The sequence below is a fragment of the Aeromonas sp. RU39B genome (genome assembly GCF_900156095.1).
Lineage (GTDB): Bacteria > Pseudomonadota > Gammaproteobacteria > Enterobacterales > Aeromonadaceae > Aeromonas.
Genome location: NZ_FTMJ01000003.1, coordinates 58,310 through 73,640, shown reverse-complemented (window position 1 = coordinate 73,640; position 15,331 = coordinate 58,310). Strand labels below are relative to the sequence as shown.

Below are 15,331 nucleotides of genomic sequence, written 5' to 3'. Positions count from 1 at the left end.
ACCCATGCGTGAGATTGTCTTTGGGGCTGGGCCCCTCACGATTGAAGATGTCGTCGCCTTGGCAGAGCGCCGTGCTGTGCCAAGACTCTATTGCGACCCGGCCTTTCGGGCGCGTATTTCGCGTGGTGCCGATTACCTCGACCGCCTGCTGAGCGAAGAAGGGGTGATCTACGGCGTGACCACAGGTTATGGCGATTCGGTCACCCGCGCCGTGCCGCTTGAATGGGTCGATACCTTGCCGTTGCACCTGACCCGTTTTCACGGTTGTGGCCTTGGAGCCAACCTCGATCTGGCTGCAACACGGGCTGTGCTGGCGACGCGTCTTAACTCATTGGTGCAGGGTGTATCCGGCGTCAGCATGGGGTTGCTTGAGCGCCTGCACTGGCTGCTGGAGCAAGACCTGCTGCCGCGCATTCCCGAAGAGGGTTCGGTGGGGGCCAGTGGCGATCTGACGCCGCTCTCCTATGTCGCCGCCGCCCTAGTGGGTGAACGTGAGATCTACCGCAATGGTGAGTTGGTTTCGGCGGCAGATCTCTATCATGAGCTGGGCATTGCGCCGCTGACTTTGCGCCCGAAAGAGGGGCTGGCATTGATGAACGGCACCTCGGTGATGACGGCGCTGGCCTGTCTTGCCTATTCGCGCTGCGATTATCTGATGCGTTTGTCTACCCGCATTACGGCGCTGGTGAGTGTGGCGATGCAGGGCAATGCCTTTCACTTTGACGAACGGTTGTTTGCGGCCAAGCCCCATCCGGGGCAGCAGCAGATCGCTGCTTGGCTACGCGCTGATCTGCAGAGCGGCGATCTGCCGCATCACAGCAACCGTCTGCAGGATCGCTACTCTCTGCGCTGCGCCCCTCACGTCATTGGCGTGGTGGCTGACACTCTGCCCTGGTGGCGTACCCTGATTGAAAACGAGCTCAACAGCGCTAATGACAATCCCCTTATTGATGGCGATGGCGAGCATGTGATGCATGGCGGTCACTTCTATGGCGGCCATATCGCCATGGCCATGGATAGTATGAAGATCGCCGTGGCCAATCTGGCGGACTTGCTCGATCGTCAGTTGGCCCAGCTGGTGGATAGCAAGTTCAATCAGGGATTGCCGAGTAACCTGTCGGGAGCCAGCGATGAGCGCCGTTTTATCAACCACGGTTTTAAAGCGGTGCAGATTGGTGCCTCGGCCTGGACGGCAGAAGCGCTAAAACACACCATGCCGGCTAGCGTGTTTTCACGCTCTACCGAGTGCCACAACCAGGACAAGGTGAGCATGGGCACCATCGCCGCTCGCGATGCGCTGCGAGTGCTGACCTTGACTGAGCAGGTGGCAGCCGCCAGCTTGTTAGCGGCGGTGCAGGGGGTTGAGCTGCGCCTTGCTCTACAGGGCGATGCAGCCCAGCCCTTGAGTCCGGCGTTGACAGAGATGGTGGCAGCGGTGCGCTGCGATCACCCCTTCTTGCAGGAAGACCGTCCGCTTGAGGCCGAGTTGCGCGCCCTATTGGCTCGCCTGCAAGTACGCCATTACCCGCTGTTTGATGAGGTGCCCCATGTCTGAGCCCTGGCAGCTAAGCGCCGAGGTGGATGTCACCATCCCGTTTCACGATGTGGACATGATGGCCGTTGCCTGGCATGGCCACTACCTGCGTTATGTCGAGCTGGCGCGCTGCGCGCTGCTCGATCGCATCAATTACAACTATCCGCAGATGGAGGCCTCCGGCTATCTCTGGCCGGTGATCGATGTGCGCATGAAATACATTGCACCGCTGCGCTTTGGCCAGACGGTGCGGGTGCGCGCTACCTTGGTGGAGTATCAGAATCGTCTCAAGATTGACTATCTGCTGTTTGACCCGGCAACCGGTCAGCGCACCAGTAAGGGCTACTCCGTGCAGGTTGCGGTGGATAAAAAAAGTGGTGAGATGTGTCTGGCATCCCCGCGCGTGCTGCTCGAACGGCTGGGCGTGGAGCAATGATGCGCCCTATCCTGTGCTTGATTGCCCTGATGCTGCTGGGCGTGGGCCGCGCTGATGCCATAACCCTCGAGCAGGTTCGCCAGCAGATCAATGCCGGTGACGTACAGCACGCCCGCTTTGAGCAGGCGCGGCAGGTGAGTGGACTGACCAAGCCGCTGTTGTCGTCCGGTGAGCTGCTGCTGGCGCGTGGTCAGGGGCTCTGGTGGCACCAAGTAAAGCCGTTTGAGCTGACGTTGACGCTCACCCCGAGTCGCATGGTGCAGCAGATGCCGGGGCAACCGGCCCAGGTGCTCGATAACCCGCAGCTGCTGGAGTTCAGCCATCTGATGCTAGCCCTGTTCGATCCTACCGAAGCATCGCTTGGACACTACTTTACTCATCAGCTGGCCAGCCAGGGGCAGAGCGCCTGGACCCTGACCCTCATGCCGAAACAGGCGCCGCTCGACAAGGTGTTTGCCAAGCTCGAGCTCAGTGGCGAGCAAGGCTTTCGCGCCTTGGCCATTCACGACAAGCAGGGTGATGTGACTAGGCTGCAATTTACCGATTGGCAGGTGCATCCCTTGCCGCTCAGTGCCGAGGAGCAAGCGCGTTTTGTCCATGAGTGAGAAAACTTGGCGTCGTCTGGGTGTTGCCTGGCTGCTGCTTTGTGCACTGTTGGCCGCCCTGCTAGCCTGGCGTCTGCCTGATACCCGCATCAACACCAGCGTCATGGATCTGCTGCCTCATGAGGCGCGCAGTGAACAATATCCCGAGCTCAAGGCTGGCCTGTTGGCCCAGCTCGACCGTCAGTTGATCTGGATGGTAAGTCTGCCTGCTGGGCAGAATGGGGCGTTAGCGGCCGCAACCTGGCGCAACGCCCTCAGCCACACCGACTCGCTTGAGCATATTCGTGCGGCGCAGCCCGAGCTGGCCCCTGCCTGGCAGGCCTATATGCGGCAGATGGCCGGACAACACCTGAGTGCGCCAGCGCGTGAGCGTCTGAATGTCGGGGCCGATGCCTGGAGCCAGTGGGTGTTGGGACAGATTTACTCCCCGTTTGGCGGCGTATCGCGCGCCGAGTGGCAGGCCGATCCGCTGCTGCTCACCCGGGCGGCGGTGCTCACCCAGAAGAGCCCGATGCAGCTTGATGAGCAAGGCTGGCTGACCCGGCGTGATGACGACGGCCGGGTGTGGTTCATGGTGCGCGCCGAGCTCAACCTCTCGGCGTTCGACATGGCGCGTAATCAGCAACTGCTGGCGCAACTGGCCGCGGGTGAGCAGCAACTACGCCATGATTTCCCCGGTGTTGAGCTGCTGCGCCGTGGCACACTGTTTTATAGCCAGCACGCCAGCGCACTGGCCGAGAAAGATATCTCAACCATTGGTCTGGGCTCCCTGATTGGGGTGATTGTCCTTATCTGGCTGGTGTTTCGTTCGCCCCGTGCGCTGCTACTTTCGTTGCTGCCCCTGCTGACCGGGCTGGGCTGGGGGCTTGGCGCCGTGCTGCTGGTGTTTGGCGAGATCCACGTCTTTACGCTGGTGATAAGCTCCAGCCTGATCGGTATCTCGATTGATTACGCCCTGCATTTTATGAGTGAGCGGCGCCTGCACGGTCATGAGAGCCCGCATCTTACGCGCAGCCGGTTGCTGCCGGGTTTGAGTCTGGCCCTGCTAACCACGCTGGTGGGGTATGCCCTGCTGTGGTTGGCGCCATTCCCCGGTCTGCAGCAACTGGCCGTCTGTGCCTTGGCGGGCCTGTTGGCCGCATTTTTAACCGTGCTGCTGCTATTTCCCGATTGGTTAGGGCCGCTCGCGTCATCGCCGTTGCCCATCTCGCGCTGGCAGATGCGTTGGCTCGCACTGTGGCAACGCCCCGGTGGGATGCGCCGCTGGCTGCCATTACTGGTGCTGGTGTTGGCGGGTGTTGGGATCAGCCGTCTTGAGGTGGACGATGATATTCAGCGTCTGCAGCCATTGCCGCGTGAACTGCAAGCCCAGGAGCAACAGATCCAGCGCCTGACCGGTCAGCAAGGGGGCATGCAGGGTTATCTGGTGGTGGGGCAGAGTGGCGAACAAGCCTTGCAGCGCGTAGAGCAGCTAGCGGGTTGGCTTGAGCAGGCGCGCGGACAGGGGCAGATTGATAGCTACGTCTCTTTGACCCAGTGGCTGCCGTCACTGGCCAGCCAGCAGGCCGATCATCAGGCTATGTTGGCGCTGTTGCCTCAGGTGGTCAGTCGTCTGCAGGCCGCCGGTGTGCCGGTCAGTGCCAAGGCGCCCGGGTTTGTTGCGCTACAGCCTGATGCCTGGCTGGCAAGTCCGGTCAGCGAAGGTAGCCGCCTGCTCTGGCACCGGCTAGCCGATGGCCGTGTCGGAATCTGGGTGCCGGTAATGGGGGTGCACGATGTCAGCGCCATGGCGCAGCTGGCGAGCAAACTCGATGGGGTGGTCTGGCAGGATCAGCGTAGCCAGTGGAGCCGGTTGTTTGCCGATTACCGCATCAAGCTGGCTGAGCTGCTGCTGGTTGCCATTGTGCTGGTGGGGGCGCTGCTCTGCTGGCGGCTCGGATCTAAACTGACGCTGCGCATTCTGCTGGTTAATCTGCTGGCGGTAGGCATGGGGCTGGCACTACTGGCGCTGTGTCAGCAGCCACTGACCCTGTTTGGCGTCCTGGCACTGAGCCTGATTTTTGGTATTGGTATCGACTACGGCCTCTTCTTTGCCCATTGCGGCAGTGATCCGGCCCGTCAACAGTCGACCTTGCTCGCCATCTTGCTGGCCCACCTGACTACCTTGCTGGCCTTTGGCCTGCTGGCGCTCAGTAGTACACCGGCCATTGCCGGCTTTGGCCTGGTGCTGAGCGGCGGCATCTTTACCGCATTTCTGTTATCGCCGCTGGTGCTGGCACCGGCAGAGGCTTCGACGTCATGATGAGATACTGGTTTTCCCTGTTGTTGGTCGTGCTGGCAGGTTGCAGCAGTTCGCCGCGCCCTGAAGCCTTTGTGGCGCCCGGCGTGGCGATGTCACTGCCATCGCCGCGCAGCGCGGCTCCTTTTAGTCGCCAGCAACTGCTGCTGGCTAACGCCAAGGGCAAGCAATATCAGCTGCTCACCGCGCTTGAAGCACAGCGCGATGGCATTACGCTGGTTGGGCTGATGCCCACCGGCGCTCGCCTGTTCAAGGTGCGCTACGACGCGCAAGGTATTCATAGTGAGCGACTGGCTGCACTGCCAGAATCGGCACTGCCGCCGGTGAGTCAGGTGCTGAGTGATGTGATGCTCTGCTACTGGCCGCTGCAGGCTTGGTTGCCGCATCTGCCGGCCGGTTGGCAGCTACAGGATGAAGGGGATCGCCGTTTACTGCGCGACCCTGCCGGTCAGCTGGTCACCGAAGTGCACTATCGCAACTGGCAAGGGCTGCGCGAGCCAGAGAGTCTCACCCAGCACCGTTTTGGATATCGTCTGCAGCTGGAGAATCTGGCGCCATGACCCCCTATATTCACGGCTACGCCCTGGTGTGCGCGCTCGGTCAAGGCAAGGATGAGGTGGTGAGCGCACTGGCTAACTGGCAGGGTGCTGGTGTCAGTGCGTTGGATAACGCCCGCTGGACCCTGACGGACGGGCGCACCTCCCCGGTCGGCCGAGTGGAAGGCGAGTTGCCGCAGGTGCCATTGGCGCGCCACGCTTCGCGCAATAACCAGTTGCTGCTCGCTGCGCTCTCACAGATTGAGGATGAGGTGCAGGCCGCTATCGAGCGTGTTGGCGCCGAGCGCGTTGCCGTGGTGCTTGGCACCAGCACCTCGGGAATTGGCGAGGCTGAAGTGGCGGTGGCAGCCTGCGAGGCCGGTCAACCATTGCCGGCCGGTTTTGATTATGTCCAGCAGGAGCTGGGGGCGCCTTCCCTGTTTTTGGCGCAATACCTGAACATCGCAGGGCCGGCGCTGACCATCTCTACTGCTTGCTCGTCGAGTGCGCGTGCCTTTATCACTGCGCGCCGGCTGCTATTGAGCCATCAGGCCGATGTGGTGCTGGTGGGCGGTGCCGATAGTCTGTGCGGGCTGACGCTCAATGGTTTTGATAGCCTCGAGTCGCTCAGTTTATCCCGTTGCCGGCCGTTTACGGCCGAGCGCGACGGCATCAATATCGGTGAAGGGGCAGCCCTGTTTGTGCTCAGTCGCGAGCCCTCGGCGCTGGCGCTGCTCGGTGACGGTGAATCGTCCGATGCCTGGCATATCTCGGCGCCACATCCGCAGGGAGACGGCGCTGAGCGGGCCATTCGCATGGCGTTGACGCGGGCCAATCTGTCGCCTGATGGCGTGGGGTACGTCAATTTGCATGGTACGGCGACGCGTTTAAATGACGAGATGGAGAGTCGCGCCATGGCACGGGTCTTTGCCGGACAGGTGCCGGCCAGCTCGACCAAGATGTTGACCGGTCATACCCTTGGCGCGGCGGGCGCTATTGAAGCTGCGCTCAGCTGCTTGTTACTTGAACGGCAATTGCCACTGCCGGCGCAGCAAAGCCCGCTCGATCCTTCGCTTGATGCGCTGCGTCTGGTGACGGGGGAAGGGCCGGTATCGACCATCATGTCTAATTCGTTCGCCTTTGGCGGCAACAATGTCAGCTTGATCTTCGGCAAGGTGAACTCATGAATTATCCCGCGATTGAGACGCTGGTTCCCCATCGTGCCCCCATGCTGCTGCTGGAGCGAGTGGTCGACAGCGGTGAGCAGTGGATCTGCTGTGACACCGTGGTGGGGCCACGGCAAGGGCTGCTGCTGGATGCGCAGGGCAATTTGCCGGGGTGGTGTGGCATCGAGTTGATGGCGCAAACCATCGCGGCCTGGGCGGGATTGCAGGGGCATGCTCGCGGTGAACCGGCGCGTATCGGCATGCTGCTTGGCGCGCGCAAGTACGACAGTCAGCGGCCGGTGTTTGCGGCAGGAGAGCGCTTGCTTATTGAGGCGCGTTGTCTGCTGCAAGATGGTGGCATGGCCAGTTTTGAATGTGTTATCCGGCAGGAGGGTCAAGAGTGCGCACGGGCGCGTCTGTCGACCTATCAGCCGGATGAGAGTCAGTTATCGGATTTGTTGAAAGCGGAGTAAGGATGAGCGAGCGCGTACTGGTAACCGGCGCCAGCAAGGGCATTGGCCGGGCCATTGCCCTGAAACTGGCGGCCGATGGATTTAACGTGGTGGTGCACTATCACAGTGATCGCGCTGGTGGTGAGGCGACGCTGGCCCAGATTGAGGCAGCCGGTGGCCGTGGCGCGTTGATAAGCTTCGATATTGCCAATCGCGAGCAGTGCCGCGAGCAGTTGGAGAGCGACATCGCCGCCCATGGCGCCTATTACGGCGTGGTCTGTAATGCCGGTATTATTCGTGATGGCGCGTTTCCAGCCCTGACCGATGACGAGTGGGATGGGGTGCTGCACACCAATCTCGATGGGTTCTACAACCTGCTCAAGCCCTGCATCATGCCAATGATCGGCCTGCGCCGTGGCGGTCGCATCGTCACCCTCTCTTCAGTTTCCGGCATCATGGGCAACCGTGGTCAGGTTAACTACAGCGCTGCCAAGGCCGGCATTATCGGTGCCACCAAGGCGTTAGCGCTGGAGCTGGCCAAGCGGCGCATCACGGTCAACTGCGTGGCCCCCGGACTGATTGATACTGGCATGGTCAATGCGGAGGTTGAGTCTGAAGCGCTCAAGATGATCCCGCTCAAGCGAATGGGGCAGGCCGATGAGGTGGCCGGGTTGGTCTCCTACCTGATGTCGGACATTGCGGGCTATGTCACCCGGCAAGTTATCTCAATCAACGGAGGTCTGGTATGAACCGGCGCGTCGTGGTCACCGGCATGGCCGGCGTGACCGCCTTTGGTAATGACTGGGCCAGCGTGGGCTCACGCCTGCGCGCAGGCAAAAATGCGGTGGTGCAGATGCCCGAATGGGCGGTGTATGACGGGCTTAACACCCGTTTGGCAGCGCCAATCCCGGACTTTGCCCTGCCAGCCCACTACCCGCGCAAGAAGACCCGCGCCATGGGACGGGTTTCCGAGCTGTCGACCGTGGCCACCGAGCTGGCCCTGGCGCGTGCCGGCCTGCTCGGTCATCCGGTGCTGACCGACGGGCGCACCGGGATTGCCTATGGCTCATCGACCGGCAGTACCGCTCCCATCAGTGCGTTTGGCGCCATGCTCAACGACAAGACCACCGCCAGCATCACGGCAACCACCTATGTGCAGATGATGCCGCACACGACAGCCGTCAATACCGGCCTGTTTTTCGGGTTGCGGGGCCGGGTGATCCCCACCTCCAGTGCCTGTACCTCTGGCAGTCAGGGCATTGGTTATGCCTATGAAGCGATCCGTCATGGCTACCAGAGTGTGATGGTCGCCGGTGGCGCCGAAGAGCTCTGCCCCTCCGAGGCGGTGGTGTTTGATACCCTGTTTGCTACCAGCCAGATGAACGAGACCCCGGAGTGCTCGCCGCGGCCGTTTGATGCCGAGCGCGATGGTCTGGTGATTGGGGAAGGGGCCGGCACGCTGGTGTTGGAAGAGCTCGAATTTGCGCTTTCGCGTGGCGCCCCCATCATTGCCGAGCTGGTCGGCTTTGCCACCAACTGCGATGCAGCCCACGTCACTCAGCCCCAGCGCGACACCATGCAGCTGTGCATGCAGATGGCGCTGGATCAGGCTGGTCTTACCCCCGATCACATCGGCTATATCAGTGCTCACGGCACTGCTACCGAGCGTGGTGATATTGCCGAAAGTCAGGCTACCGCTGCGATCTTCGGTGATAAAACACCGATATCTTCACTCAAGAGCTATTTTGGTCACACCCTGGGTGCCTGTGGCGCGGTCGAGGCGTGGCTGTCGCTGGAGATGATGCACGAGGGGTGGTTTGCGCCGACCTTGAATCTGGTTAATCCGGATAGTGCCTGTGCGCCGCTTGATCACATCATGGGCGAGGGCCGTGCCCTCGATGTGGAGTATCTGATGTCCAACAACTTCGCCTTTGGCGGCATCAATACGTCGCTTATCTTCCGGCGCTGGCAGCCGCAATAACACCATGCCGTGAATAGAGAGGAGGGCCGCTTGGCTCTCCTCTGTTTTGACCATTATTCCAGAATTTCCCGGGCATTCACCGACTGAACCGGACGGTTGTTGGCGTGCGGGATAGCCGTCTTGAACGCGTCCAGTTGGGCTTGGCTGACCGTCATCGGGTGTTTGAGTACCAGCCAACGTACCCCTTCGCTGCAGGGCGGGGTAGTGAGAGAGCCGCTGAAGCGGTAATAGTTCAGCTTGGTTGGCAGCAGCTTGCGGGCATCGAGCAGCGAGTCAAACGCCACCTTGTCACCGCTTTTCGGCAAGCTCTTCCAAGCCTGATCCAGCAGTTTGTTGGCCGCGCCGACCTTGAACATCACCGCCAGCACCGCCAGCTCGCCCTTGTCATTGGCATGTACCAGATGCGCCTCGAGCGGGTAGGCCTGACCGCGGATCAGGTTTTCACTCGGTACATGGAAGTGGAACTGCTTGAGGGTAAAACGCTGCCCGTCGAGCTCCAGGGTGCTGCCCGGCTGGTAGTTCACCTGCAGGGTATGGCCGTTGTTGACCAGCTCGTTGCCGCCCGCCACATAGTGGGTCTTGATGGGGGCCAGCGCCGCTTTGATGGTGCCACCGATATTGACTGGAGACTGGTTTTTACCCGCGCAGGCGGCAAATTCCGGGGTCAGTTTGGCCCAGTTATCGGGGCCACTTTCGCCGCTGTACTCCCAGTGGGGGGCGGTCGCGGCAAACGCAGAGGAGGAGAGCAGCAAAGAGGCTGTCAGCCAGGCATTCATTTTCATCATGGTTATCCTGCAAGTGTGGTGTGTGACTCGAGGCAAGCTAGTGGAGTGTAGTTATTGTTGGCACCGCGCGAGGGGGGTTAGCGTGTCGGCGGCAGGGCGGCTTATCATGCCGAGTCGCGTAACCTCTGGAAAGCATTCAAATTAATGGCGAAAACCGGACTGATGAATATCCTTTTTACGGCTGTGGTTTTGTGAAATGTCATGCTGGTTAAGTTTCTGTTTGGCTCCGCTCGCTAGACTGCCTGCCCTTTGATAGCCGAAGAGAGTCATGATGTTACGCAGAAGGTGGTTGGGGATCTTGATGTTGGGGGTTTTACCGGTGCAGGCGGCGGAGGATCAGTTTACGCTGGGACGCACTGTGTTGCTGGAAGTGAGCGATCGTGGCGCGGTGATCCCGCTGGTGATCTGTCGGGTGGCCAGTGAAATCAAGATCAAGGCCGAGCGTAACCTGACGCTCGATAAGTTGCTGGTCACCTATGGCAAGGATCGAACACGAACCATTAATGCCAGAGGGGTGCTGCGCCGTGAGCAGGAGACAGGGTGGTTGCCACTGGGTGGGCGTTACTGCGTGAAGAAAATAGAAGTGCGCGGCCATGCTGACGGTAACAAGGCTGGCGTCAAGGTATTTGGCCGGCGCTAAGAGAAAGGGCGTCTTCTGACGCCCCTGCTTATTTCTTGGGGCGAAACGGTTTGATTACCGCGTCGTTGCACTCGAGATAAGGGCCTTCCATCAAATCGATGCAGTAGGGGATGGCCGGGAAGACCGCATCCAGACACTCGCGAATCGACTTGGGCTTGCCGGGCAGATTGACGATCAGCGTGTTGCCACGCAGCCCTGCTGTCTGGCGCGATAAAATGGCGGTCGGAACAAACTTGAGCGATTCGGCCCGCATCAACTCGCCAAAGCCCGGCATCATGCGATCGCACACCGCTTCGGTCGCTTCGGGGGTGACATCACGCCGCGCCGGGCCGGTGCCACCGGTTGTGACCACCAGTGAGCACTGCTCCTGGTCTGCCAGCTCAATCAGGGTTTGCTCAATCAAGGGCTGCTCATCGGGAATCAGGCGGTAGACCGGCTCCCAGGGCGAGCTCAGATAGGCGTTCAGGGTATCGATGATGGCCTGGCCGGACAGATCTTCATATACGCCGGCACTGGCCCGGTCGCTGACGGTGACAATCCCGATACGGGCAGTTTGCGTTGGCACAGTGGGTTCTCCTTCTGCTCCCTTCATTGGCGGCGCCACCATAACACGCTCTTTATCGCGCATACAGTGGCGATCCGGTGGGATTCAAGCCTGTCGCATCCACACTGATCGGAGCTGTTTCCCTCTTTTCGCTAATCATCGGATATGCCAAGGCTTTTCCAGCATTGTCGCGCCACACGCGACAAAATAGGTCGTTTTTCATACGACAGGCTGATTGATGATGAGAGACGAACGTGCTGTATTGGCTAAAAATCAACCAATAACTATCAGCGCAACGGCTCAGGAGAAGAGAGATGTCTACGTTGGATTTCGATACGCTGCGGGCGCTGGCCGAGCGGGATGAAGCCGCGCTTGATGCCCTGCTGCAACAGGAGCTTGAGTCACTGCTGGCATCGGCCAATCCGGAGTCAAGCCGCCGGCTGCGCGGCCTGCAATTTCAGATCGACTGCCAGAAACGGCTGGCGCGTAACCCGGTAGACCGCTGCGTGCGGTTATCACGCATGCTGCATGCCCGTTTCAATGAACTGCAGGAGGCACTGCAGCATCTGCTGGCGGGCGATGATGCGGCGCTCAATGCTCACCGCTGCGAGGTGGTGACACTGGCCCGTCATCGTCGGGTGCAAAAAAAACGGCCGACATAAGGTCGGCCGCTTTGCATCAGGCTGGGCTTAGTCGACCCAGACGAATTTCAGGACGAACAGCAGGGCGACGACCAGCACGCAAGGATTCACTTCGCGCCAGCGGCCAGTACCGGCCTTCATCACGCAGTAAGAGATAAAACCTACGGCAATCCCTTCGGTGATCGAGAAGCTAAACGGCATCATGACGGTGGTCATGAAGGCCGGCACCGCTTCGGTCAGATCATCCCACTGCACCCGGGTCAGCTCGGAGCACATCAACACCCCGACATACATCAGGGCGCCCGCTGCGGCGTAGGACGGAACCATGGCGGCCAGCGGAGAGAAGAAGATGGCGAGAATGAACAGGCAGCCAACGACAACGGCGGTCAGGCCGCTACGGCCACCCACGGCGACGCCGGAGCTGCTTTCGATATAAGCGGTGACCGAGGAGGTACCCATGAAGGCGCCGCCCACTGAGCTGACGCTGTCCACCACCAGAGCCTGGTTCATGCGCGGGAAGTGACCCTTGTCATCAGCCAGCTTGGCACGGTTGGTCACGCCAATCAGGGTGCCGGAGGAGTCGAACAGGTTGACCAGCATGAAGGAGAAGATCACACCAGCCAGGCCGATGTCGAACGAACCGGAGAGATCCAGCTGACCAAACACCGGAGTGATGCTCGGCGGCATCGAGACAAAGCCCTTGAAGGCCACATCACCAAACGCCCAGCCCAGAGCGGTAGTCACGGCAATCGCGATCAGCACGGCAGAGTGAACGCCCTTGGCAGAGAGAATGCAGATCAGGAAGAAACCGAGCGCACCCAGCAGGCAGGGCAGGGAGGTCAGCTTGCCAACGGTGACCATGGTGGCCGGGCTTGCCACGACCATACCGGCGTTGTGCATGCCGAGCAGGGCGATCAGCAGACCGATACCGGCGGTGATCCCTACACGCAGGGCGAGCGGGATGTTGGCAATCAGCCAGTAGCGCACACGAAGCACGGTCAAGATCAACAGGCCCAGGGCGCCCCAGAAGATGGTGCCCATACCGATTTGCCAGGAGTAGCCCATGCCGCCCACAACAACGAAGGCGAAGAAGGCGTTCAGCCCCATGGCCGGCGCCAGCGCGATCGGCAGGTTGGCGATCAGGCCCATCAGGATACTGCCGATACCGGCAATCAGGCAGGTGGTGACAAACACGGCCTGGGTGTCCATGCCCGCATTGGAGAGGATCTGCGGGTTAACGAACACGATGTAGACCATGGTCAGGAAAGTGGTGATACCGGCGATCACCTCGGTTCTGGCGTTGGTGCCGTGGCTCTTGAGGCCAAACAGGCGTTCGAGCACTCCTTGCCCGGCAGCGTGATGTGGTTGGGTCATCTCGTTTTCCAATTAAGCGTGATTATGGTGTCTGGTCGGCATGAATGTGACCAGCGGCACATTCTGTCACAATCGCTGGCCACTCCCAAATGGAAAAATCACCGCCAGATGACGCAAATTGGGGGAAGATGAAACGTTTTGTCGACCGTTTTCGGCTGACACCAAAAAAGCTAACCGACTGAGTCCATGTAGCGGGTGACCAGCATGCTCAAGGTCTCGTCGATGCGTTCACGCAGTACGCTGAGCTCGCAACCGGTACTGGCCAGATACTGACTGGCCTGCTCTTCGCTGAGGCGACGGGTCACCAGATGGAATTCCAATTCTTCAAGGTGCTTGTCAAAACGGGGGACGATTTGCCAAGTGACGCGATCCGGCTCCAGCCGGGCAAACACCTGCATGGCCAGCGTGCAAAAGGGTTCAATATGCTGTTTGCCATCCGGGCCGAGGCAACCGGGCTCGACGCGAAATAGCAGGGTCAGCTTGGGGATGGGCATGCACACCTCAGGCGTTGGTGGTTCAGAAAAAGTATGGCAGGAAGTGGAGAGGGAGCCAGGCTCCCCCTCCATCGACATCATCACTTGGTGATGCGCTTGTACTTGGCGCGGTGCGGCTGAATCGCATCGGCACCAAAGGTCTTCTTCTTCCACTCTTCGTATTCGGTAAAGTTACCTTCGAAGAACTCGATCTTGCCTTCATCCTGATAATCGAGGATGTGGGTGGCAATGCGGTCGAGGAACCAGCGGTCGTGCGAGATCACCATGGCGCAACCCGGGAATTCGAGCAGGGCGTTTTCCAGCGCACGCAGGGTTTCAATATCCAGATCGTTGGTCGGTTCATCGAGCAGCAGCACGTTGCCGCCGGTCTGCAGCAGCTTGGCCAGGTGCAGACGACCACGCTCACCACCGGAGAGTTCGCCAACCCGCTTCTGCTGATCAGAACCCTTGAAGTTAAAGCGACCGATATAGGCGCGGCTCGGGAACTCGTAGTTGCCGATCTTGAGTACGTCTTGGCCGTCAGCCACTTCCTCAAACACCGTCTTCTTGTCGTTCATCTTGTCGCGGAACTGATCCACTGATGCCAGCGTCACGGTCTCACCCAAAGTGATAGAACCGGAGTCCGGTTGCTCCTGACCTGACATCATGCGGAACAGGGTCGACTTACCGGCACCGTTCGGGCCGATGATGCCGACGATGGCCCCTTTCGGAATGGCAAATGACAGATCGTCGATCAGCACCCGATCACCGTAGGATTTGCGCAGGTTGGCCACTTCGACCACCTTGTCGCCAAGACGCGGTCCGGGCGGAATGAACAGCTCGTTGGTCTCGTTGCGCTTCTGATAATCGCTGGTGTTGAGCTCTTCGAAGCGAGCCATACGAGCCTTGGACTTGGCCTGACGGCCTTTCGGGTTTTGACGAACCCACTCCAGCTCCTTCTCGATGGACTTGCGACGGGCCGCTTCGGAGCTGGCTTCTTGCGCCAGACGAGCGTCCTTTTGCTCCAGCCAGGAGGAGTAGTTGCCTTCCCACGGGATACCCTCGCCGCGGTCGAGCTCCAGGATCCAGCCCGCTACGTTATCGAGGAAGTAACGGTCGTGGGTGATGGCAACGACAGTGCCTTCGTAGTCGTGCAGGAAGCGCTCCAGCCAGGCCACGGACTCGGCGTCCAAGTGGTTGGTCGGTTCGTCCAGCAGCAGCATGTCCGGCTTTTCCAGCAGCAGGCGGCACAGTGCCACACGGCGACGCTCACCACCGGAGAGGTGCTTGATCTGGGCATCCCAGGCCGGCAGGCGCAGCGCATCGGCGGCACGCTCCAGCTGGTTCTCCATGTTGTGACCATCGTGCGCCTGAATGATGGCTTCCAGCTCACCCTGCTCCTTGGCCAGCTTGTCAAAGTCGGCATCGGCTTCGGCATAGGCAGCATAAACTTGGTCGAGACGGGTCAGTGCGCGCTTGAGCTCGCCCATCGCCTCTTCCACGGCTTCGCGAACGGTCTGCTCCGGATCCAGTTTCGGCTCTTGGGGCAGATAACCGATTTTGATACCGGGTTGCGGGCGGGCTTCCCCTTCGATCTCGGTATCGATGCCAGCCATGATGCGCAGCAGGGTCGATTTACCGGCGCCATTCAGACCCAATACGCCGATTTTGGCGCCCGGGAAGAAGGAGAGGGAGATGTTCTTCAGGATATGACGCTTGGGCGGCACGACCTTGCCAACCCTGTTCATGGTGTAAATAAATTGAGCCATTGGCTAATTCTCTTATATTTCAGTGTGTTGGGTTCAATTCCAGCACGCTGGGGCCGTGGTGGGGCCGGGGTAACCCCGGTTCCAAAAAACCCGTCG

At 60.3% G+C, this 15,331-nt stretch carries 16 protein-coding genes; 11 read left to right on the top strand and 5 right to left on the bottom strand.

Going from position 1 to position 15,331, the window contains the following annotated elements:
- Window positions 1–4 precede the first annotated feature (4 nt).
- Genes hutH through BW958_RS05505 form a run of 9 tightly spaced genes read left to right on the top strand, consistent with a single transcriptional unit; the run spans window position 5 to window position 9,009 of the window.
- On the top strand, window positions 5–1,555 hold the full coding sequence (gene hutH / locus BW958_RS05545) for an HAL/PAL/TAL family ammonia-lyase (protein WP_076574747.1): 1,551 nt from the start codon (window positions 5–7) through the stop codon (window positions 1,553–1,555).
- Window positions 1,548–1,970 (top strand): acyl-CoA thioesterase, encoded by a 423-nt coding sequence (locus BW958_RS05540; protein WP_076574746.1) that lies wholly within the window; start codon window positions 1,548–1,550, stop codon window positions 1,968–1,970. The genes hutH and BW958_RS05540 overlap by 8 nt, the downstream gene beginning before the upstream one ends.
- Window positions 1,970–2,575: a LolA family protein gene (locus BW958_RS05535; RefSeq protein ID WP_076574745.1), complete on the top strand. Its 606-nt coding sequence runs from the start codon at window positions 1,970–1,972 to the stop codon at window positions 2,573–2,575. Before BW958_RS05540 ends, BW958_RS05535 begins: the two co-directional genes overlap by 1 nt.
- The gene (locus BW958_RS05530) at window positions 2,562–4,877 is read left to right on the top strand and encodes an MMPL family transporter (RefSeq protein WP_143233026.1); all 2,316 of its coding nucleotides are present in this window, start codon (window positions 2,562–2,564) and stop codon (window positions 4,875–4,877) included. Before BW958_RS05535 ends, BW958_RS05530 begins: the two co-directional genes overlap by 14 nt.
- Window positions 4,874–5,434 (top strand): DUF3261 domain-containing protein, encoded by a 561-nt coding sequence (locus BW958_RS05525; protein ID WP_256701853.1) that lies wholly within the window; start codon window positions 4,874–4,876, stop codon window positions 5,432–5,434. The genes BW958_RS05530 and BW958_RS05525 overlap by 4 nt, the downstream gene beginning before the upstream one ends.
- Window positions 5,431–6,597: a beta-ketoacyl-[acyl-carrier-protein] synthase family protein gene (locus BW958_RS05520; protein ID WP_076574743.1), complete on the top strand. Its 1,167-nt coding sequence runs from the start codon at window positions 5,431–5,433 to the stop codon at window positions 6,595–6,597. Before BW958_RS05525 ends, BW958_RS05520 begins: the two co-directional genes overlap by 4 nt.
- Window positions 6,594–7,049, top strand: a complete 456-nt coding sequence (locus tag BW958_RS05515) for a hotdog family protein (protein WP_076574742.1) — start codon at window positions 6,594–6,596, stop codon at window positions 7,047–7,049. The genes BW958_RS05520 and BW958_RS05515 overlap by 4 nt, the downstream gene beginning before the upstream one ends.
- Before the next feature lie 2 nt (window positions 7,050–7,051).
- On the top strand, window positions 7,052–7,777 hold the full coding sequence (locus BW958_RS05510; protein ID WP_076574741.1) for a 3-ketoacyl-ACP reductase FabG2: 726 nt from the start codon (window positions 7,052–7,054) through the stop codon (window positions 7,775–7,777).
- Entirely contained in the window at window positions 7,774–9,009 is a 1,236-nt protein-coding gene (locus BW958_RS05505) for a beta-ketoacyl-ACP synthase (protein ID WP_076574740.1), read from the top strand. The genes BW958_RS05510 and BW958_RS05505 overlap by 4 nt, the downstream gene beginning before the upstream one ends.
- A gap of 53 nt (window positions 9,010–9,062) precedes the next feature.
- Here BW958_RS05505 and BW958_RS05500 read toward each other — a convergent pair whose 3' ends face one another.
- A complete protein-coding gene (locus BW958_RS05500; protein WP_076574739.1) occupies window positions 9,063–9,791 on the bottom strand; it encodes a carbonic anhydrase in 729 nt (242 codons plus the stop codon).
- Window positions 9,792–10,062: 271 nt separating this feature from the next.
- Between BW958_RS05500 and BW958_RS05495 the strand changes: the two genes are divergently transcribed.
- Window positions 10,063–10,434, top strand: a complete 372-nt coding sequence (locus tag BW958_RS05495; protein WP_083687247.1) for a DUF2541 family protein — start codon at window positions 10,063–10,065, stop codon at window positions 10,432–10,434.
- Between the two features lie 28 nt (window positions 10,435–10,462).
- Here the strand turns inward: BW958_RS05495 and mog are convergent, their stop codons facing one another.
- Window positions 10,463–11,026, bottom strand: coding sequence for a molybdopterin adenylyltransferase (gene mog, locus BW958_RS05490; RefSeq protein WP_076575080.1), 564 nt, complete (start codon window positions 11,024–11,026; stop codon window positions 10,463–10,465).
- 266 nt (window positions 11,027–11,292) lie between these two features.
- Between mog and BW958_RS05485 the strand changes: the two genes are divergently transcribed.
- Window positions 11,293–11,640, top strand: a complete 348-nt coding sequence (locus tag BW958_RS05485) for a DUF3135 domain-containing protein (RefSeq protein ID WP_076574737.1) — start codon at window positions 11,293–11,295, stop codon at window positions 11,638–11,640.
- Window positions 11,641–11,667: 27 nt separating this feature from the next.
- Here BW958_RS05485 and BW958_RS05480 read toward each other — a convergent pair whose 3' ends face one another.
- From BW958_RS05480 to ettA, 3 genes are all read right to left on the bottom strand, one after another.
- On the bottom strand, window positions 11,668–12,993 hold the full coding sequence (locus BW958_RS05480; RefSeq protein ID WP_076574736.1) for an NCS2 family permease: 1,326 nt from the start codon (window positions 12,991–12,993) through the stop codon (window positions 11,668–11,670).
- Window positions 12,994–13,163: 170 nt separating this feature from the next.
- Window positions 13,164–13,487, bottom strand: a complete 324-nt coding sequence (locus BW958_RS05475) for a hypothetical protein (protein ID WP_076574735.1) — start codon at window positions 13,485–13,487, stop codon at window positions 13,164–13,166.
- Between the two features lie 80 nt (window positions 13,488–13,567).
- Window positions 13,568–15,235, bottom strand: coding sequence for an energy-dependent translational throttle protein EttA (gene ettA / locus BW958_RS05470; protein ID WP_076574734.1), 1,668 nt, complete (start codon window positions 15,233–15,235; stop codon window positions 13,568–13,570).
- Between the last annotated feature and the right edge of the window lie 96 nt (window positions 15,236–15,331).

Excerpts from the sequence above, each read along its gene's own strand:
- BW958_RS05485 (WP_076574737.1), top strand. The coding sequence starts at position 11,293 with ATGTCTACGTTGGATTTCGATACGCTGCGGGCGCTGGCCGAGCGGGAT.
- BW958_RS05505 (WP_076574740.1), top strand. The coding sequence starts at position 7,774 with ATGAACCGGCGCGTCGTGGTCACCGGCATGGCCGGCGTGACCGCCTTT.
- BW958_RS05500 (WP_076574739.1), bottom strand. The coding sequence starts at position 9,791 with ATGAAAATGAATGCCTGGCTGACAGCCTCTTTGCTGCTCTCCTCCTCT.
- BW958_RS05515 (WP_076574742.1), top strand. The coding sequence starts at position 6,594 with ATGAATTATCCCGCGATTGAGACGCTGGTTCCCCATCGTGCCCCCATG.
- mog (WP_076575080.1), bottom strand. The coding sequence starts at position 11,026 with ATGAAGGGAGCAGAAGGAGAACCCACTGTGCCAACGCAAACTGCCCGT.
- BW958_RS05480 (WP_076574736.1), bottom strand. The coding sequence starts at position 12,993 with ATGACCCAACCACATCACGCTGCCGGGCAAGGAGTGCTCGAACGCCTG.
- ettA (WP_076574734.1), bottom strand. The coding sequence starts at position 15,235 with ATGGCTCAATTTATTTACACCATGAACAGGGTTGGCAAGGTCGTGCCG.
- BW958_RS05525 (WP_256701853.1), top strand. The coding sequence starts at position 4,874 with ATGATGAGATACTGGTTTTCCCTGTTGTTGGTCGTGCTGGCAGGTTGC.
- BW958_RS05495 (WP_083687247.1), top strand. The coding sequence starts at position 10,063 with ATGATGTTACGCAGAAGGTGGTTGGGGATCTTGATGTTGGGGGTTTTA.
- BW958_RS05535 (WP_076574745.1), top strand. The coding sequence starts at position 1,970 with ATGCGCCCTATCCTGTGCTTGATTGCCCTGATGCTGCTGGGCGTGGGC.
- BW958_RS05540 (WP_076574746.1), top strand. The coding sequence starts at position 1,548 with ATGTCTGAGCCCTGGCAGCTAAGCGCCGAGGTGGATGTCACCATCCCG.
- BW958_RS05520 (WP_076574743.1), top strand. The coding sequence starts at position 5,431 with ATGACCCCCTATATTCACGGCTACGCCCTGGTGTGCGCGCTCGGTCAA.
- BW958_RS05510 (WP_076574741.1), top strand. The coding sequence starts at position 7,052 with ATGAGCGAGCGCGTACTGGTAACCGGCGCCAGCAAGGGCATTGGCCGG.
- BW958_RS05475 (WP_076574735.1), bottom strand. The coding sequence starts at position 13,487 with ATGCCCATCCCCAAGCTGACCCTGCTATTTCGCGTCGAGCCCGGTTGC.
- hutH (WP_076574747.1), top strand. The coding sequence starts at position 5 with ATGCGTGAGATTGTCTTTGGGGCTGGGCCCCTCACGATTGAAGATGTC.